Genomic DNA, 17,583 nt, shown 5'->3' on the forward strand with positions numbered 1-17,583 from the left:
AAGGTTAAAGTTTGCTGCAGATAAGCCAACTGTAGCGGGATAACCTGATGACAAATTCACAGCGCAAAAACGAACTTCGGCCTTTGGCACTGAATGATGACAGTTTATGGTCTGATGACGGCTGCAAAGATTTGTCGCCAGGAATGGAAGTAGGCAGTTTTATTCAGTACCTGGCGGAAGCTGTGCTGGTAGTTAGCCCGGACGGTGTTATTGAGTGTGCTAATGCCAAGGCAGCGTTATTACTTAACTGCGTAGATAAACCGCTGATTGGCCAGCAATGGCCAGAGTTTTTAATGGGCCGCTGCCAGCAGCAGTATCAGGGCCTTGTAAAAATGGTAGCTAAACGGGTATTGTCGCTACAGGCTGGCCCTACTGAAATGGCACTGCGCTGTGCCGATGGTGAGGTAAAAGATATTGAGCTGTCGGTATCGTTTTTGCCTGAACCAGAGGCGCACCTTGTGCTGGTAATGCGTGACCTTACGCGCTACAAAGCCGAATACGAAAAACTGCGCCTGCAGGCTTCAACCGATGCCTTAACCGGCCTGGCTAACCGCCGTGCTTTTGATGAGCAGTTACAACAGCAGTGGCAACAGTGCACCGCTGCCAGGCGGCCACTGAGTGTGGTGATTATCGATATCGACTTTTTTAAACAGTTTAACGATCGCTACGGCCATATTCAGGGCGATGCCTGTCTGCGTAAAGTGGCCGGCGCCATAGTGCAGGCGATGCCGGTAGATGCCAAGCTGGCAGCCCGTTACGGTGGTGAAGAGTTTGCGCTGATATTGCCACATCACAACGAAATAATGGCGCTGCAGGTAGCCCGAGAAGTACAACAGGCGGTACGCCAGCTGCAGTTTACTGATGCAGGCTTACCTGCCACGCTAAGTGTGTCAGTAAGCCAGGGTATTGCTACGGAAATTAACGGCCAGTATCGTACCAGCATGGCACTGCTGTGTGCTGCCGATACTGCCTTGTACCGCGCCAAGGCAGATGGCCGTGATTGTATTAATGCCAGTTGTTAAGCAAACACAGTCACAGTCTGGCGGCTGATGGCTGCCAGCTTACCGTCTGGTTGCCATAATTTTGCGGCAATATGATGGTAGCCATCGGCGCCATATTCAATTTCTGCCAGATAACGCCACCAGTCGGTATTGTTAAACGGCAAGTCATGGGCAATAAATTCAATAGTCCAGGTCAGTGAGCTGGCAGGCGCTGGTTGGTTAAGCAGCGTCAGGCTTACCGGTGGCCAGGCATCAACCAGAGCCAGCAACTCCAGAACACCGGCCTGCTTGCTCTCATTGCCGGCCATACGAATATCGCCACCCAGCTGGCGAACCGGGCTGGCACTAAACGGCAATTGGCCCTGCGCTATATGGTAATCAAAGTGCAGGGTAAATTCCGGTGCCGGGCCTTGTTTTGGCAATACCTGTACCGGCTGTGTCGGCCACTGCGGCGCGGTGTCTGCCGCAAGCTGATGTGCCGATGGGCGCGCGGCGCCAAAGCTGGCCAGCAGCATCAGTGCAACCTGGCCATCCTGTTCAATTTCAACCTGAGCCTGAATAACCGACTTACCCTGGCGTAATATACGCCGCTGTACCCTGGCTTTACCGGCATCTAACGGTGCAACAAAAGACACCGACACCGAACGCAGCGGCATTGCCTCTGGTATCACCGGCAGTAAGTGCGCCATGGCCAGTGCTGCGGCCATACCGCCAAATACCGCCCGGCCCTGGCCCCATTGTGTTGGTATCTCAATGATAACGCTATCGGGTTTATCCGCGCCAAACTGCTGCATTACCTGAGAAAAATGCATTTAAATACTCCGCATAAGATATAAAGATTAACCCTGTCAGTGTGCCAGCACAGACCAGAGCATTTTAACGCTAAGCAACATCAGCAATACACCAAATGCCCGTTTTAAGGTTGCTACCGGCAGTTTATGCGCCAGTTTGGCACCAAGCGGGGCACTGATAAAACTGGCTGCCGACATTAACAGCACGCCGGGTAAATACACCAGGCCAACAGCATAGGGCAGATCCAGCCCCGGCTGGCTGTTAAGCATATAGCCTGCGGTACCGGCAATTGAAATAGGTAAGCCTACAGCAGCGGAGGTACCAATGGCTTTTTTAATATCAATACTGCGTGAGGTAAGGTAGGGCACCGTTAGCGAGCCCCCGCCAATAGACACTATGGCAGATACGGCACCAATACCGGCGCCAACACTAACCAGCTCGGCGTTGGAGGCGTGCTTTTCACCACCGCTGGGTTTTTTATTGCGTAGCATATTAATAGCGACATAGCCCATAAACAGCGCGAAAAAAATGGCCAGATACAACGAGCTTACCTGTGCTGCCAGAAATGTGGCTAAGAAGGTGCCAATAATGACACCCGGTGCCATCGTCTTTACCAGCGGCCATAGCACGCCGCCTCTGGCATGGTGCGCGCGCATGCTGGAGACCGATGTCATAACAATAGCCGCCATTGACGTACCCAGCGCCAGGTGCACCACATGCTCTGCCGCTATACCCTGTGCCAGAAAAATGCTGGTAAGCAGCGGTACCATAATGCCACCACCACCAATACCCAACAGCCCTGCCATAAAACCGGCAAAACTACCTAGTAATAAAAATGCCAATAACCACTCTACAGCCATACTAAACCTTCAATTATTTTTATTGCAGTGTCGTCTAATCATTCTTCATTAAACATCGATCAATGAAAGTCTGTCACTCATGCTCCGATACTAAATATCAGCAGGCCGTAGTTTATGGATAAAATTTCTGTTGTGACAGGAAAAAAAAGCGTAGGGCGTGTTTTTTGCGGGTTTACCTATTTGCAAATGTGGTAGGTATGGTTTTATCCGGTCCTAATCTATCATTGTGCTAGCCACCTCAGTCGTGCTGCAACTGGCCATTTTCTGCGATCAGTGGCCTGAGCCGGCACCGTTATTGCGTTGGGAATCAGTCTAAACGGCAAAACTGCCGGGCTGGCCCGGCAGTTAACATCAGAATATTTGCTGCGGCGCGTTAAAGGCTGTTTTTGTAAATCTTGCCGTCTTTGATAATCAGCTTCAGGCTTTGCTCTGGTGTTGCAAGCAAATTGATATTAGCCAGCGGATCGCCGTCTACTAGCAGTAAATCGGCCAGGGCGCCTTGCTCAACTACGCCCAGTTTGCCTTTGTAAGGGCTGCGCTGGCCGGATAGTGCTAGCAGTTGGGCATTAACGCTGGTGGCCATTGTTAATACTTCGGCCGGGGTGTACCAGCGTGTCATTTTTGCCAGCTGAGCACCCTGGCGGGTTGTAAGTTTGGCGTCGAACAGTGAGTCGGTACCCCAGGCTGTTTTCAGTTTGTATTTTTTCGCCAGTGCGATAGCGTTTTCGGTACCCTTGGTCATTTGCAGTTGTTTTATGCGGTTTTCGGAGCCTGCTGGGAAAGGGTTGGCATCTTCATCATCTAAAAATGGCTGAATGCTAAGCCAGGTATCGGTTTTCGCCATCAGTTTTGCTGTGGCTTCATCAATTAACTGGCCATGATCTATTACCTTAACGCCGGCTTTAATGGCAGTTTGTATTGCCCGTGGCGTATAGGCATGCACGGTTACATAAGTGCCCCAGTTTTCTGCTGCGTCAACCGCCGCTTTAAATTCTGCTTCGGTGTATTGGGCCACATCCAGCGGGTCATAATTGGATGACACCCCGCCACCGGCGGCCAGTTTTATTTGCGATGCCCCCAGCATCAACTGCTCACGCACCCGTTTTAGTACTTCATCGGCGCCATCGGCAATGGCTGCACCGCCAATAATTTCTGAGTAGTGCAAGTGATCAGAGGCTGCGCGCGGCAATTCGTGTAACTGGCGGTAGTCGCCATGGCCACTGGTTTGAGAGATCATCGCACCGGAGGGCCAAATGCGCGGCCCAACAATTAAGCCTTCGTCTATGCCGCGTTTAATACTGAACACTGGCCCAGCCAGATCGCGTACACTGGTAAAGCCGCGTAGCAGTGCGTTTTTCGCTTCACGCGCGGCCACCAGGTTAACGTAACCCTCTGGCCCGTTTAATGCTACATGCAGCGGTGTTGCTGTCATCATCATATGAAAATGCGCATCTATCAGCCCCGGCATTAAGGTGCGGCCACCTGCATCAATAACACTAGTGCCAGCTTCCGCAGTAATTGTTTCTGTACTGATTTGCGCAATAAGGTTACCGCTGAGCAGCACGTTAGAAGGCGCAGACAGCTTATTGCTTTTGCCGTCAAAAATGCGCACGTCGCGCAGCAGGATATCCTCTGCTACGGCTTGCTGTGGCGCAACAGTAAATATGCTGCAGAGTAATATAAGCTGTGCGATTTTTTTGCTTAGTGGCTGCATTAAGCCTCCTGGTTTGGCTAAGGTTGATTCGTAACGCTGGTGCTGCGGCAATTAACAGCAGCGTAGCTGGTCGTCACATAATGCAGTGTAGATGCCAAAACAGGCGGTGCTAAGTTGCCGCAGCATTTTTCTTGGTTTTTTTAATCTGTTGAGCTAACAAGCTCAATGTCATAAATTTGCCTTACAGTCGTGTTATAACTGCGCCCGCTATGGATAAATACTTATATTTCTTACGTCATGCTACCGCAGAGGTGATCCGGCCCAATCAGCTGGACATAGACCGCTGCCTGATAGAAAAAGGCCGTTTACAGGCACGCCGCGTGGCTGCTTTTATGCAGCGCCACGGCATTACTGCTGAAACAGTGCTAAGCAGCCCTTACCCACGGGCCGTGCAAACGGCAGCTATTGCCTGCAAAGAAGCAGGGTTTGCCGCCGCCAGCGAGCAAGCCTGGCTGGCGCTGGAAACGCCAACCGATATTGCTTATGCCCGGCTAACAGAGCAACTTGCCACTTTACCGGCACATAGCTTGCTGGTCGGGCATGAGCCAGATTTCTCCGCCCTGATAAGCCGGTTGCTGGGCAGTGACAAGCTATTGCTTAATATCCGTAAATCGTCGTTAACCTGTATTGGTTTTTGCAGTGAAAGCGGCCGCTTTGAATTGCAGTGGTCAGTACCCGCGCGCTTTATGTAGTAACAAAGCTGTAATAGCAAGCTGTATTGCCATTGGCAACGCAGTGCGGCAAAGTAAGTAAAACTTCTTCTACTTGCGGTTATGCAGCATTATTTATTTGTTTACGGCACCCTGCGGCAAAACGCCAACCATCCTATGCACCAGCTACTGGCCGAACATAGCTGTTTTGGCGCTATGGCACGTTATCAGGCCAGGTTGTATCAGGTAGATTATTACCCTGGCGCAGTACCCTCGAATAATTCAGCCGATCAGGTAGTGGGGGAGTTGTATCAACTGATACAGCCAGAACTTCTGCTGCCTGCCTTGGATAACTACGAAGAATGCAGTCCTCAATTTGCACAGCCACACGAGTATCGGCGTGAACAACAAAGCGTAATGCTGGAGAATGGCAATAGTGTTGTTGCATGGGTCTATGTATATAACCGCAGCACTAAAGGGCTGACGTTAATTCAAAGCGGCGATTTTCTGGCTGATAAAATCGCGCAGTAAATTCCATGCTTATTTGAAAAGTGTAAAGTAGTTCTTTACACTCCACGAGTATATTTAAAAGTTTAAGACCAGTGCTATGGAAAAAATGACGCGTTGTCCCACGCATCCGGGGCTGATTTTTCGTATTCAGATCCTGGAAGAACATGGCATTTCAGTGACCAAAGCAGCTAAAGCACTGGGCGTGTCCCGTACTACCATGAGTAATTTTTGCCATGGGCACATACCATGCTCAGCTGATTTAGCGCAGCGCATCGCGCTGGCGACGGACAGCAATGTTGGGTTATGGATTAATCTGCAGGCTAATTATGATGCCTGGCAGGCGGAGCATGGCGAGCAGCCGGTAGTTGAAAAATTGATACTGAACAGCGCTGCCTGAACGTTATGATTAGGCGGATGTCTTGAGCATACTAAAACAGCTGTTTCGTTGGCAAAAAGGCCGCCAGCAAAGTGGTTACGATAAAATGCTGCTGGCAGGCGCATATTGGCCACTTAAATTCGACTGCTACTTGCTGCGCTTTCCGCAAGGCTGCGAAGTACCACCGCATAAAGATAGCGTAAGCAGTGGCAGGCATTACCGGCTGAATATCGTGTTGAAACAGGCAAAGAAAGGCGGCGACTTTATCTGCGCCACACCGATTTATCAGAACTCCCGCATTAAATTCTTCCGGCCGGACTTGTGCGAGCATGCGGTAAGCAAAGTAGAGCAGGGCAGCCGCTATTTGCTGAGTATTGGTTGGGCGAGAGCCAACAAAAATTAGAAGATGCGGACATCAACCTTTGATGATTTTCTTAATTTTACTGATTGAACTTTCAAAATCATGCTGAAAAAAATAAGCGTTCTTCTTATCGTGGTTTTTCTGCCATCTAAGAAATGCATCCCGGTCAGTTTCAAAACCAAAGTACCCTGTCCATGCTTTTGATTGCCCAATGATATTCCATATATGCTCATCGACCTCATGAACTTTAACACCTATGATAATAATTTTACTGGAACTCAAAGCAGCCTGTTTCCACAAAGCATACTGCCTTTCAGTATAATCAGGGCTGATCTTTACTTCTTTACCAACGGCAAACATCGCCAGAGCAGGCGCCAGGCTATCTTCAGTAACGCAACGATGAATAGTATCTTGCTGATTGACCGGCCTGATAGGAGCTTGAACATCTATCTTATTGCCAGCGAAGGTACAGTTCTTAAACGTTCCTGAGGGGAAATCTGGCCAAAAATTACATGAGCCATGAATTTTTAATAATCTGACACCTCCTTTTTGTGGTGTATTATCATACACCGTGAAAAAGCCTTTCTTTGCAGCAGATAATTCAAAAAGTAAATCGTAGTTCAAGCTACTGAAAATAGCCCTGTCTGAGCCAATTGATTCGATGAGTTTCAGGTAAACATTATTTGGACCTGGTGAAAATAACGCTAAGTAATGTGCAAGTTCGCGTTGGAATCTCATAATGTTGCCACCGCTAGAACGATAAAACTCAGCCATACCCTCTTCAAAATTCTGATTGAATAGATCTTTTAACTCTTGTGGCAGTTTAGAGGCAATACCGTCTAATCTTTCCAATCTCTTGAACAGTTGGGTACCTAACGGTGGCTGTTCTGGTATTACATCTACACTACCAAAACTGGCACCGGCGCCGAGTAATATTAAAGTTGCCATAAGTCATCATAAGATTTGCTGATAGAGCTAAAGTAAATCAAACAGTAGCGCTCATCAATCATATTGAGTGTTTAAAAGAAAAAGGCCGCAGAGCGTGTTGGCAAGCGTTAGTTTTGCTACTGTCGGCGTAACACGTTTTCATCTTCAAGTTTGGCCAGTAAATCTGGCCGTTGCGTGCGCGTGCGATGAAACAGAGGGTCATCAATAGGGTTATGCTCATTACGCATATAATTTTCTGATTTAACCAGTTGCAGCATATGTTCAAAGGCTTCGTCATGCTTAAGCAATAAAGAGTTGGCCAGCGCGTAATTAAGGCGAATATAACCGGTTTCAGGATAGCGGGTTAGTAAATTTTGCAGTATTGGTAGCGCTTCAGCCACTTTGTCATCCAACCTGGTAGTGATCAGTGCCAACGCTTTGGTATTAAGTAAATGCCGGTGGTCTGGTACGCGCTTTAGTAAGGCATCGCACAGTTTTACAGCTTGTTCGTAGCGGCCAAAACGCAGCAGTAGATAGGCAATATTAGTTAGCATCTGTTCATTTAATTTACTGCTGTCGATTTCTTCTAAGTACTTAAAAGCAAAGGCGGCTATTTTTTCGATCTGATGTGCGGTGAGAATCGATTTAAGGTGTTCAATTTTGTCGTCACGCGACAACATATCTATTAAAGTTTCGGCCAATATAATATTGCATTTAATAGTGTCATTTTTGTCACTGAACTCAAAGCTAGAGCCAGCTATTTTTAAACTGGCAACCGACTTTAGCAATGCCCTGATTTCATTATGAAAAATAAAGATAATTAACCCAACGATTATCAACCAGAAAATAGAGCTGCTTAGTTGCAGCATAACAACATCGTTCATGTCGGCCTCAGTTGAAATAGTGCTTGTGGTAAAACAGTATAGGCATCAACCGGGTATGCTGGGGGAATGTGATAAGCATGTAGGAAATGCTTGAGGAATTGTGTTGATAAAAAAGGCCGCAGAGCGGCCTTTTTCTTAACTAAAGCAAATGCTTAATGGCGCTTGCTGTTAATGACGGAAGTGTCTTACGCCGGTAAACACCATTGCCATGCCGTGCTCGTCTGCGGCGGCGATCACTTCGGCGTCACGCATTGAGCCACCCGGCTGAATAACGGCGGTAATACCGGCGGCGGCTGCAGCGTCGATACCGTCGCGGAACGGGAAGAAGGCGTCTGAGGCCATTACTGAGCCTTTTACTTCCAGCTTCTCGTCAGCTGCCTTGATGCCAGCGATTTTCGCGCTGTAGACGCGGCTCATCTGGCCTGCGCCGACGCCGATGGTCATGCTGTCTTTTACGTAAACGATAGCGTTGGATTTAACAAACTTAGCTACTTTCCAGCAGAACAGTAAGTCTTTTAACTCTTGTTCAGTTGGCTGGCGCTTGGTGACTACTTTTAAGTCCGCAGCCGTAACTTTGGCCTGGTCGCGGTCTTGCAGCAGCATGCCACCGTTAACTTGTTTAATATCCAGCGCAGTAGCGGCAGCGCTGAATTCACCACATACCAGCAGGCGCACGTTCGGCTTAGTGCCAACTACGGCAACTGCAGCGGCGGTAGCGGAAGGTGCAATAATCACTTCAACAAACTGACGGCTGACAATTTCTTTTGCTGTGGTTTCATCCAACTCGCGGTTAAAGGCAATAATGCCGCCAAAAGCTGAGGTTGGGTCGGTCTGGTAGGCACGGTTATAGGCCGCCAGGATAGACTCACCTATAGCCACACCGCAAGGGTTAGCGTGTTTAACGATAACACAGGCCGGTTCGCTGAATTCTTTTACACATTCCAGTGCTGCATCGGTATCGGCGATATTGTTGTACGATAATGCCTTGCCCTGCAGCTGTGTGGCGGTAGACACCGAAGCTTCGGTGGCGCCGTCCTGCACATAAAAGGCGGCACTTTGGTGGCTGTTTTCGCCGTAGCGTAAGTCTTGTTTTTTGACGAACTGGCTATTAAAAGTGCGCGGGAACTTAGTAGCCGGTTCGCCGGGGGTATCATAGGCCGGTAACATGGCGCCAAAGTAATTGGCTATCATGCCATCGTACTGTGCGGTGTGTTCAAAGGCACTGATGGCCAGGCTAAAGCGGGTGGCGTGGGTAGTCGCGCCGCCGTTGGCCTGCATTTCTGCCAGTACGCTGTCGTAGTCTTTCGCATTAACAACAATGGTCACATCTTTGTGGTTTTTCGCCGCGGCGCGCACCATAGTCGGGCCGCCGATGTCGATATTTTCAACCGCATCTTCCAGCGTACAGCCGGGCTTGGCAACGGTGCTGGCAAACGGATACAGGTTTACTACCACTAAGTCGATGGGGCCAATGTTGTTGGCCGCCATTACGCTTTCATCTACGCCGCGACGGGCTAAAATACCGCCATGAATTTTCGGATGCAGGGTTTTTACCCGGCCGTCCATAATTTCCGGGTGGCCGGTATAGTCAGATACTTCTGTAACCTTAATGCCTTGTTCGGCCAAAAGTTTAGCAGTACCGCCGGTAGAGAGTATGTCTACCTGTTGCGCGGCCAGCGCGCGGGCGAACTCTACAATACCGGTTTTGTCTGACACACTCAGCAGTGCGCGGCGGATGGGTCTTAATGTCGTCATGCTTAGACTCTCTTGTAGCTTGCAGAAATCAGATTTTAACCTAACCAATAAAAAAGCACCCGAAGGTGCTTAGTGGCGGGGCGCTGGCCCCGCAGTGGCATTAACTCATGCCGTACTGTTTCAGCTTCTTACGCAGCGTACCGCGGTTGATGCCCATCAGGTTAGCGGCGCGGGTTTGGTTACCGCGGGTATATTTCATCACTTCTTCCAGTAACGGACGCTCTAATTCAGATAATACCAGTTCATACAAGTCGTTAACGTCCTGACCGTTTAATTGCTGCAGGTAGTTAGCCACGGCTTTTTGCGCGGCGTTACTTAAAGCTTGTGGCTTTTCCTGCGTTTGTACGTGGGCGTTAGTAATAAATGGCGAAGTAACGTTCGAATTAAACATTGCTTTTCTCTTTTACGTTAGGTTGCTGCTAGTTGATGAAAATAGTCATTTAAGGTGTCAAGCTGCTGCTTAGCACACTCAATACCATTGAATTCACTACGAAACTGTCCGAGCGTGTCATGCTCGGCTAAATACCAGCCCACATGTTTGCGGGCAATACGGGAACCGGCCAGCTCACCATAAAGTTGGTGTAAACCCTGCACATGTTCCAGCATGATCTGACGTACCTCGGCGATGCCGGGGGGCGCCAGTTTGTCGCCAGTGGCCAGGTAATGCACCACTTCGCGGAAAATCCATGGCCTTCCTTGTGCCGCGCGGCCAATCATAATGGCGTCGGCGCCGGTGTAGTCCAGCACATGGCGCGCTTTTTCCGCTCCGGTAATATCGCCGTTGGCAATTACCGGGATAGAGACACTTTGTTTAATGGCGCGGATGGTGTCATATTCCGCTTCACCTTTGTACATACAGGCGCGTGTCCTGCCATGTACTGCCAACGCCTGTATGCCATTATCTTGCGCAATACGGGCGATCTGGATACCGTTTCTGTGCTCAGGATCCCAGCCGGTGCGTATTTTTAAGGTAACCGGCACCTTAACTGCATCGACCACAGCACGTACAATTTGTTCCACTAACTCCGGATACTGCAGTAGTGCAGAACCCGCCAGTTTCTTGTTCACTTTTTTCGCCGGACAACCCATGTTGATGTCGATAATATCGGCACCAATATCAACATTGTATTGCGCGGCCTCAGCCATTTGCTGTGGGTCAGCACCGGCAATTTGTACCGAGCGGATACCTGATTCCTGCCGGTGGCCCATGCGATTTTGTGATTTTTCGCTTTGCCATACCAACGGATTGCTCGACAGCATTTCCGACACAGCTAAAGCTGCACCAAAACGCCGGCAGAGCTCACGAAAAGTGTGATCGGTTACTCCGGCCATCGGAGCACAAATTACCTTGTTCGCTAATTGATATGGACCTATGCGCACCACTGAATCCAAGGCTCTACCCGTAAGGGGCGCTAAGTTTACGGATTTTTTCCGGCAAAGCAAAGGCTATTATTTAAACAAAAGTGTAAATTTACCGGCCTTTGCGGTCTTGACATTCGCTAAACGGCTGAAAATTGGTGTTTTGTAAAGCTGAGGCAACAGTAGTATGCGGGGTGGCGAAAAGGAAAATTGTAACGCTGTTGGTTTTATCACCAGCCGGGCAGAGCTGAAACAACAGTGAGACAGGACGAACCGCTTTACCCTAAACCAACCGTTGAAGGCATGGATGCCTGACAAATGTGTCTGGAACACATTTGAACATCGTAGATGGCCCGCAGGGTGAACTGTAGGAAGCAGTTCATAATCGAGCCTACAAGGATGTATTCACGGCGTGTTGGTGTGGGTAAAACGGTTTGGCCAAATTAAGTAACGCAGATCAGGTACCCAGCCAGTCTACCTGGCCGCGTGCCTGGCGCCGTTTTATCATTAGCTCTTCAATCAGCGGCGTTAAAATCAGCTCCATTGCCAGGCCCATTTTGCCACCTGGTACGACCAGCGTATTTACCCGTGACATAAAAGAGCCGTTAATCATTTGCAGATAGTAGGGGAAATCAACGTGCTTAATGCCGCGAAAGCGGATCACGACAAAGCTTTCATCCAGTGACGGTATATCTTTGGCGCTAAACGGGTTGGATGTATCAACAGTTGGCACACGCTGAAAGTTGATATGGGTGCGCGAGAACTGCGGCGTGATATGGTTAATGTAGTCATCCATACTGCGCACTATGCTGGCCTGCACGGCCTCACGGCTATGGCCACGCTCAGAGGTGTCACGGATAATTTTTTGGATCCACTCTAAGTTAACTATCGGCACCATGCCGATCAGTAAATCAACATGCTGGGCAACATTATGTTGCTCGGTCACGGCGCCACCGTGCAGGCCTTCGTAAAATAATAAATCTGTATTGGCGCGTAAATCCTGCCAGGGGGTGAAAGTGCCGGGTAACTGGTTGTATGGCACTGCTTCATCAAAAGTATGCAGATAATGACGTATTTTGCCGCAGCCAGTTTCGCCATAGCTGGCAAAGAAGTTTTCCAGCGCGCCGAAATCGTTGGCTTCAGGACCAAAGTAGCTAATGTACTTGCCTGCTTCTTTGGCTTTACGGATCTCTACTTCCATTTCCGGCCGGCTAAAACGGTGAAAGCTGTCACCCTCAACAAAGGCTGCATCTATATCCAGCGTACGGAAAATATGCTGAAAGGCGGTAGAGGTAGTGCTGGTGCCGGCGCCGGAAGAACCGGTAATAGCAATAATGGGATTTTTATGTGACATAGGCGCGGCCCGCTAAGTTAACTGAACGTCACCTTAAAGCATCCCGTTAAGCTGGTGCAACTGTTTATTGCTGTGTTAAGCATACAACCACCGCTAAGTTATTGAATTAACTCAGCGGTGCTTGTCGGTGGCGATCAGAACTGAAAGGTGGCGATTAGAGGATCATGATCTGACGAGCGGTATGGCGTGGGCGCATAAAGCAACTGCTGCAGGTTGTCGCTTTTAAATTCCATGTTGTAATCCAGCAATACCGGCTCATCGGCGTTAATAGCCCAGTGCTGCATAGCGGCCAGTTTTTTTGCCAGTGCCGGGCTGGCCAGCGCATGATCAAGCGAACCGGTGCGGCCGCGATAGACATAAGAATACTGCGGGCCTGTTGCAGCTTTGAGGTATGTCCAGCCTTGCTGCTCCAGCATCCGTACCGGATCTTCCATCCGGTATGCGTTTAAATCGCCGAGAATAATCTGCTGGTCGGTTTTTACACCGGTAGGTTGCTTAGCCAGCCAGTCGCTAAGTGCACGGGCAGATGTTTTGCGCAGCGCATTCCAGCAAGCCTGGCCATCATGCTGATCGGCATCTTTGGAGGTGGCGTCTTTCGGGCAACTACCTTTGGATTTAAAGTGGTTGATACTGACAGTAACCAGCTCATTTGACAGTAAATGGCGGAAACTTTGTGCCAGTGGCGGCCGGCTGCCCCAGTCGAAAGGTTTATTTAGCAGCATGGCAGCTTTACCTTCAACACTAACGGCAGAGGGACGGTAAAGCAAAGCAACTTTAATGGCATCAGAGCCAGGCTGCTGTTTAGTAATAATAAAGCGGTAAGGTTTACTGGCCACTTTATTAAGTGCAGCTGTCAGGCCGGCTAAAGCGCCTTTTTGGTTGTAGCCGTTGTTTTCTACTTCCAGCAGGCCAATGATGTCAGCGTCCAGCGCTGCCAGTGCGGTTATCAGTTTTGCCTGTTGTCGTTCCAGCTCTGCTGCGGTACTGGCACCGCGCCGGGTCGGAAATGCCTGCTGCTCTGTAGCACCGTTAAAGTAATTAAGCACATTAAAGCTGGCTATGCGCAGCGCTTTGGCTGGTTTAGGCTCGGGTTTTGCCGGGCGTGGGTTTTGTGCTTTAAACTGCGGCATTTTTGTTGGCAGTAACCGGTAGCCCCGCTCGTCTTGCAGTAACACGCCTTCAACAGCACTTAGGCTGTCACCAATACGTAAGGTATTGTCTGCCGTTAAACCGCCAGCCGGGAATAACAGCGGATCCGGGTTTTGCTGATACAGGCCATCGTCCAGTACCAGCATATGCCGCTCTTGCTGAGCAGTAGTCAGGGCAATAGCGTCTTTGCCAGGCAGCATTACTTCAGTTGCTGTCATCAGGCGTTTATCAGCCAGTGTTATTTCACCGTAGCGGCCCAGGCTGTAAGTGTCGTTAACGGTAAGCGGCTGGCTAAATTGCAATAATTCACCTTCCAGTTGCTCCCAGCTTTGCTGCGCGGTTAGTGGCAACCGCAGCGTTACTGGCTGCACTTTGGTTGCCTCGCCACAAAGCCTGATGTCGGTGAGCTGGATCAGGCGGGTTAACTGGTTAACTTCTGCCACAGTGCCGGTTATTTGTAGCGGCTGGCCTGGCCGATAAGTGGCTGCAGCGGCTTTATCGGCAATAAACAGGCTCCCAGAGGCAGCGGTATCTCCGCGCTCAGCGCCCCGCAGCACAATGCCGGCAGCTTTGCTATTGGGGTATACCACAGCGGTAACTACGCCACGGGTAGTTAACTGCTGGCCAGCCAGGGGGCTGCTGTCACCAGTGCCCTGGATATGGTGAATTGGCGTAAACTGCGATGCACAGGCTGTAATAGCTGCAGTGTTTGGCAGTGCGGCACTTAAGGGCAGGGCGGTATTTAGCAGTACCGCGCCTGACAGAAAAAACGAGTTAACTTTCATCACTACTTTTGCTCGCGGGCAATGGCGCGGTAACCTATATCGGTGCGGCAGAACATGCCATCCCAGCTGATTTTATCTGCCAGCTGATATGCCGCCTGTTGCGCCGCCGTAACATTGGCGCCTAAGGCTGTGGCACAGAGTACGCGACCGCCGTTTGTGACTACATTACTGTCTTTCAGCTCAGTGCCGGCATGAAATACTTTGGCTGTGCTGCTGTCAGCGCCATCCAGGCCACTGATAACGTTGCCTTTGGCATAGGCGTCCGGATAACCACCGGCCGCCAACACCACACCTACTGCTGCTTGGGAGGTAAACTGAATAGCTTTACCGGCAAGTTCAGTTTTGGTTGCGGCCAGACACAGCTCAACTAAATCAGACTCCAGCCGCAGCATAATCGGCTGGGTTTCAGGGTCGCCAAAGCGGCAGTTAAATTCCAGCACTTTGGCACTGCCGTCCTCAGCTATCATCAAACCGGCATATAAAAAGCCGGTAAATACCGTACCTTCTGCCGCCATACCGTTTACAGTGGGGTAAATCACGTGTTGCATTACCCAATCGTGCACGGCAGGTGTTACCACAGGTGCTGGCGAATAGGCGCCCATGCCGCCGGTATTCGGGCCTTTGTCGGCGTTATCACGCGCTTTATGGTCTTGCGATGAAGCAAACGGCAGTGCTGTAGTGCCATCAACCATCACAATAAACGAGGCTTCTTCGCCGGTTAAAAACTCTTCTACCACAACACGGCTGCCGGCATCGCCAAATTTGTTGCCGGATAACATATCGTCAATTGCGGCGGCGGCTTCGTCCTGCGTTTGCGCAATAATCACGCCTTTACCGGCCGCTAAACCGTCGGCTTTAATCACTACCGGCGTGCCCAGCTTTTGCGCAAAGGCTTTAGCCGGAGCCGTTTCGGTAAAGTTTTGGTAAGCCGCAGTGGGGATGCTATGCCTGGCTAAAAAGTCTTTAGCAAAAGCTTTAGAGCTTTCCAGTTGTGCGGCGGCTTTGGTTGGGCCAAAAATAGCTAACCCGGCAGCGCGAAAGACGTCAACCACGCCTTTCGCCAGCGGTGCTTCAGGGCCAACAATGGTAAGCTCAATGTTTTCTTGTTGGGCAAAGGCGAGCAGGGCTGGCACATCATCTGCTGCAATGGCGACGTTGATCAGGCTGCTTTCGCGGGCGGTGCCGGCGTTACCCGGCGCAACAAATACCTTGCTTGCCAAAGGTGACTGCGCTGCTTTCCAGGCCAGTGCATGCTCGCGGCCACCGCCGCCAATTACCAATACTTTCATTTAGCTTTCCGTTAGTTGTTCAAAAAAAGTGTGCAATAAAGGTTATTCAATACCCGCTTATTCAGCGACAGGTTTGCGAAACTTCAGAGTCATGCGGTCACTTTCGCCGATGGCCAGATATTTTTCCTTATCCTGCTCTTTTAAGCGCAGTACAGGAGGCAACGTCCAGACGCCGCCCGGATGATCTGCGGTATCTTTCGGGTTGGCGTTTATTTCGCTGCTGCTGTCAAAAACAAAACCGGCTTTTTCTGCCAGCGTAATGGTTAACTGCTGCGGGAAATAGCCTGATTTCATCCACTCGCCGGTCATTTTATCTGCCGGTAAGCGGTGTTCTACCACGCCCAGCACGCCACCGGGTTTTAATGCTTTATAAAAGTCTTTAAAAATGGCAACCATGCCATCATCTCCGCCATTGCTATACCAGTTATGCAGATTACGGAAGGTTAATACCACATCAGCACTGCCTGCCGGGGCAATGGCCGCAGTGTTACCCGGAGCAAAGTCGGTTAACTGCACGCGGTTGTATATGGGGCTGGCAGCCAGTTTTTCGACAAAGGCGGCGCGGTTGCGTTTCGCGTAGTCGGAGGTACTGTCGGCAGGAAAATGCGCAGCATAGTAAGTGCCGTGCGCTGCCAGTAACGGTGCCAGAATTTCAGTGTACCAGCCACCACCTGGGGATATTTCTACCACAGTGCTGTCGGGTTTAACCTCAAAAAACGCTAAGGTAGCAACCGGATTACGGTATTTATCGCGGGCGACATTTGCCGGGCTACGTGTTTGATGATCTACCGCCAGTTGTAAGGCTTCAGTGTGATCACCTTTACTGCTATCAGCATTCGCCAGTGGGCTTAACAGAACAGCGGACAGCGCAAGAGCAAGTTTTATTGTTTTCATCTTCGTGGTTCCCTGTTGTAAAAGTGGCGCTAGTGTAGCAAAACAATAGGCAAAAAGCAGGTTACACTGGCGCATTAATCTGCATTATTCAGATGGCCAGACTGCTATTTTCTCGTCAACAAATGCGCAAGGCTATGCTAGAATGCCAGCCCTTTTACGCGGGAAGCCTTATGTTAAACCAGATCCGTATCATTCTTGTGGGCACAACCCATACCGGCAATATTGGTTCGGTGGCCCGCGCCATGAAAACCATGGGCTTATCAGAGCTGTATTTAGTAGCGCCAAAAGAGCTGCCCGATGGTCAGGCCTATGCACTCTCTGCCGGAGCCAGCGATATTTTAGCCCATGCCAAAGTGTTCGATACGTTGCAACAGGCAATAAGCGACTGCGCCCTGGTGGTGGGTAGCAGTGCCCGCTCGCGCACCTTAAGCTGGCCAATGCTGGAGCCGCGTGAGTGCGGTGTTAAAGCGGTGCAGGAGGCAGAAAAACAGCCGGTAGCGCTGGTGTTTGGCCGCGAAAGCAGTGGTTTAACTAACGAAGAGCTGCAACTGTGTAACTACCACGTTTGTATTCCGGCTAACCCGGAATACAGCTCGCTAAACCTGGCGATGGCAGTGCAAATTGTGACTTATGAAGTGCGTATGGCCTGGTTGCAACAAGCGGCGCAGCAGCAAGCCGCTGCGCCAACGGCTGATGAGGCGGCTTACCCGAGCAGTGAGCAAATGAGCAACTTCTATCAGCATCTGGAAGATACCCTGAATGAAACCGGCTTTATTATCAAACAGCATCCGGGCGTGGTGATGACCAAACTGAAACGCTTATTTACCCGGGCCCGGCCGGAAGAAGCCGAATACAATATATTGCGCGGCATTTTAACCTCAGTGCAGCGTTATGGCCGCAAGGCACAGGGCGAGAAGGAGTAA

Annotated in this window: 18 protein-coding genes; 6 read left to right on the forward strand and 12 right to left on the reverse strand. The window is 50.2% G+C overall.

Annotated features, from left to right (window positions below; translation table 11 throughout):
• Positions 1-47: 47 nt before the first annotated feature.
• A complete protein-coding gene (locus tag AR688_RS01805; RefSeq protein WP_068228269.1) occupies positions 48-1,022 on the forward strand; it encodes a sensor domain-containing diguanylate cyclase in 975 nt (324 codons plus the stop codon).
• On the opposite strand, the gene AR688_RS01810 is transcribed toward AR688_RS01805, so the two are convergent.
• From AR688_RS01810 to AR688_RS01820, 3 genes are all read right to left on the reverse strand, one after another.
• Positions 1,019-1,813, reverse strand: coding sequence for an acyl-CoA thioesterase (locus AR688_RS01810; protein WP_068228278.1), 795 nt, complete (start codon positions 1,811-1,813; stop codon positions 1,019-1,021). The two genes, AR688_RS01805 and AR688_RS01810, sit on opposite strands and share 4 nt — an antisense overlap.
• Before the next feature lie 36 nt (positions 1,814-1,849).
• A complete protein-coding gene (locus tag AR688_RS01815) occupies positions 1,850-2,653 on the reverse strand; it encodes a sulfite exporter TauE/SafE family protein (protein ID WP_068228280.1) in 804 nt (267 codons plus the stop codon).
• Between the two features lie 373 nt (positions 2,654-3,026).
• Positions 3,027-4,367, reverse strand: a complete 1,341-nt coding sequence (locus AR688_RS01820; RefSeq protein ID WP_068228285.1) for a metal-dependent hydrolase family protein — start codon at positions 4,365-4,367, stop codon at positions 3,027-3,029.
• Positions 4,368-4,576: 209 nt separating this feature from the next.
• On the opposite strand from AR688_RS01820, the gene AR688_RS01825 reads away from it, so the two are divergent.
• From AR688_RS01825 to AR688_RS01840, 4 genes are all read left to right on the forward strand, one after another.
• A complete protein-coding gene (locus tag AR688_RS01825) occupies positions 4,577-5,059 on the forward strand; it encodes a SixA phosphatase family protein (protein WP_068228287.1) in 483 nt (160 codons plus the stop codon).
• An 81-nt stretch (positions 5,060-5,140) separates the two neighbouring features.
• Entirely contained in the window at positions 5,141-5,548 is a 408-nt protein-coding gene (locus tag AR688_RS01830; RefSeq protein ID WP_068228290.1) for a gamma-glutamylcyclotransferase family protein, read from the forward strand.
• 76 nt (positions 5,549-5,624) lie between these two features.
• Positions 5,625-5,924 carry a HigA family addiction module antitoxin gene (locus AR688_RS01835; RefSeq protein ID WP_068228293.1) on the forward strand — a complete coding sequence of 100 codons (300 nt, stop codon included), beginning with the start codon at positions 5,625-5,627 and terminating at the stop codon, positions 5,922-5,924.
• Between the two features lie 22 nt (positions 5,925-5,946).
• The gene (locus AR688_RS01840; protein WP_068228296.1) at positions 5,947-6,306 is read left to right on the forward strand and encodes a hypothetical protein; all 360 of its coding nucleotides are present in this window, start codon (positions 5,947-5,949) and stop codon (positions 6,304-6,306) included.
• A gap of 12 nt (positions 6,307-6,318) precedes the next feature.
• Here AR688_RS01840 and AR688_RS01845 read toward each other — a convergent pair whose 3' ends face one another.
• The 9 genes from AR688_RS01845 to AR688_RS01885 all read right to left on the reverse strand — a co-directional run bounded on the left by AR688_RS01845 (position 6,319) and on the right by AR688_RS01885 (position 16,660).
• On the reverse strand, positions 6,319-7,212 hold the full coding sequence (locus AR688_RS01845; RefSeq protein WP_068228299.1) for a hypothetical protein: 894 nt from the start codon (positions 7,210-7,212) through the stop codon (positions 6,319-6,321).
• A gap of 116 nt (positions 7,213-7,328) precedes the next feature.
• Complete coding sequence (locus tag AR688_RS01850) at positions 7,329-8,075, reverse strand: tetratricopeptide repeat protein (protein WP_068228302.1); 747 nt, start codon at positions 8,073-8,075, stop codon at positions 7,329-7,331.
• Between the two features lie 168 nt (positions 8,076-8,243).
• A complete protein-coding gene (gene purH / locus AR688_RS01855) occupies positions 8,244-9,830 on the reverse strand; it encodes a bifunctional phosphoribosylaminoimidazolecarboxamide formyltransferase/IMP cyclohydrolase (protein ID WP_068228304.1) in 1,587 nt (528 codons plus the stop codon).
• Positions 9,831-9,930: 100 nt separating this feature from the next.
• The gene (gene fis, locus AR688_RS01860; RefSeq protein ID WP_068228306.1) at positions 9,931-10,221 is read right to left on the reverse strand and encodes a DNA-binding transcriptional regulator Fis; all 291 of its coding nucleotides are present in this window, start codon (positions 10,219-10,221) and stop codon (positions 9,931-9,933) included.
• Positions 10,222-10,238: 17 nt separating this feature from the next.
• Positions 10,239-11,213 carry a tRNA dihydrouridine synthase DusB gene (gene dusB / locus AR688_RS01865; protein WP_442965985.1) on the reverse strand — a complete coding sequence of 325 codons (975 nt, stop codon included), beginning with the start codon at positions 11,211-11,213 and terminating at the stop codon, positions 10,239-10,241.
• A gap of 433 nt (positions 11,214-11,646) precedes the next feature.
• On the reverse strand, positions 11,647-12,543 hold the full coding sequence (locus AR688_RS01870) for a phosphoribulokinase (RefSeq protein ID WP_068228315.1): 897 nt from the start codon (positions 12,541-12,543) through the stop codon (positions 11,647-11,649).
• A gap of 134 nt (positions 12,544-12,677) precedes the next feature.
• A complete protein-coding gene (locus tag AR688_RS01875; RefSeq protein ID WP_068228318.1) occupies positions 12,678-14,477 on the reverse strand; it encodes an ExeM/NucH family extracellular endonuclease in 1,800 nt (599 codons plus the stop codon).
• 2 nt (positions 14,478-14,479) lie between these two features.
• Positions 14,480-15,766, reverse strand: a complete 1,287-nt coding sequence (gene purD / locus AR688_RS01880) for a phosphoribosylamine--glycine ligase (protein WP_068228319.1) — start codon at positions 15,764-15,766, stop codon at positions 14,480-14,482.
• Between the two features lie 57 nt (positions 15,767-15,823).
• A complete protein-coding gene (locus AR688_RS01885) occupies positions 15,824-16,660 on the reverse strand; it encodes a class I SAM-dependent methyltransferase (RefSeq protein WP_068228320.1) in 837 nt (278 codons plus the stop codon).
• Between the two features lie 170 nt (positions 16,661-16,830).
• Here AR688_RS01885 and trmJ point away from each other — a divergent pair, with 170 nt between their 5' ends.
• On the forward strand, positions 16,831-17,583 hold the full coding sequence (gene trmJ / locus AR688_RS01890) for a tRNA (cytosine(32)/uridine(32)-2'-O)-methyltransferase TrmJ (protein WP_068228322.1): 753 nt from the start codon (positions 16,831-16,833) through the stop codon (positions 17,581-17,583).

It is taken from the genome of Rheinheimera sp. EpRS3 (genome assembly GCF_001513785.1).
GTDB lineage: Bacteria > Pseudomonadota > Gammaproteobacteria > Enterobacterales > Alteromonadaceae > Alishewanella.

Bases quoted from the DNA above. Each gene is read 5' to 3' on its own strand.
- AR688_RS01805 (WP_068228269.1), top strand. From the start codon at position 48: ATGACAAATTCACAGCGCAAAAACGAACTTCGGCCTTTGGCACTGAAT.
- AR688_RS01810 (WP_068228278.1), bottom strand. From the start codon at position 1,813: ATGCATTTTTCTCAGGTAATGCAGCAGTTTGGCGCGGATAAACCCGAT.
- AR688_RS01815 (WP_068228280.1), bottom strand. From the start codon at position 2,653: ATGGCTGTAGAGTGGTTATTGGCATTTTTATTACTAGGTAGTTTTGCC.
- AR688_RS01820 (WP_068228285.1), bottom strand. From the start codon at position 4,367: ATGCAGCCACTAAGCAAAAAAATCGCACAGCTTATATTACTCTGCAGC.
- AR688_RS01825 (WP_068228287.1), top strand. From the start codon at position 4,577: ATGGATAAATACTTATATTTCTTACGTCATGCTACCGCAGAGGTGATC.
- AR688_RS01830 (WP_068228290.1), top strand. From the start codon at position 5,141: ATGCAGCATTATTTATTTGTTTACGGCACCCTGCGGCAAAACGCCAAC.
- AR688_RS01835 (WP_068228293.1), top strand. From the start codon at position 5,625: ATGGAAAAAATGACGCGTTGTCCCACGCATCCGGGGCTGATTTTTCGT.
- AR688_RS01845 (WP_068228299.1), bottom strand. From the start codon at position 7,212: ATGGCAACTTTAATATTACTCGGCGCCGGTGCCAGTTTTGGTAGTGTA.
- AR688_RS01850 (WP_068228302.1), bottom strand. From the start codon at position 8,075: ATGAACGATGTTGTTATGCTGCAACTAAGCAGCTCTATTTTCTGGTTG.
- purH (WP_068228304.1), bottom strand. From the start codon at position 9,830: ATGACGACATTAAGACCCATCCGCCGCGCACTGCTGAGTGTGTCAGAC.
- fis (WP_068228306.1), bottom strand. From the start codon at position 10,221: ATGTTTAATTCGAACGTTACTTCGCCATTTATTACTAACGCCCACGTA.
- AR688_RS01870 (WP_068228315.1), bottom strand. From the start codon at position 12,543: ATGTCACATAAAAATCCCATTATTGCTATTACCGGTTCTTCCGGCGCC.
- AR688_RS01875 (WP_068228318.1), bottom strand. From the start codon at position 14,477: ATGAAAGTTAACTCGTTTTTTCTGTCAGGCGCGGTACTGCTAAATACC.
- purD (WP_068228319.1), bottom strand. From the start codon at position 15,766: ATGAAAGTATTGGTAATTGGCGGCGGTGGCCGCGAGCATGCACTGGCC.
- AR688_RS01885 (WP_068228320.1), bottom strand. From the start codon at position 16,660: ATGAAAACAATAAAACTTGCTCTTGCGCTGTCCGCTGTTCTGTTAAGC.
- trmJ (WP_068228322.1), top strand. From the start codon at position 16,831: ATGTTAAACCAGATCCGTATCATTCTTGTGGGCACAACCCATACCGGC.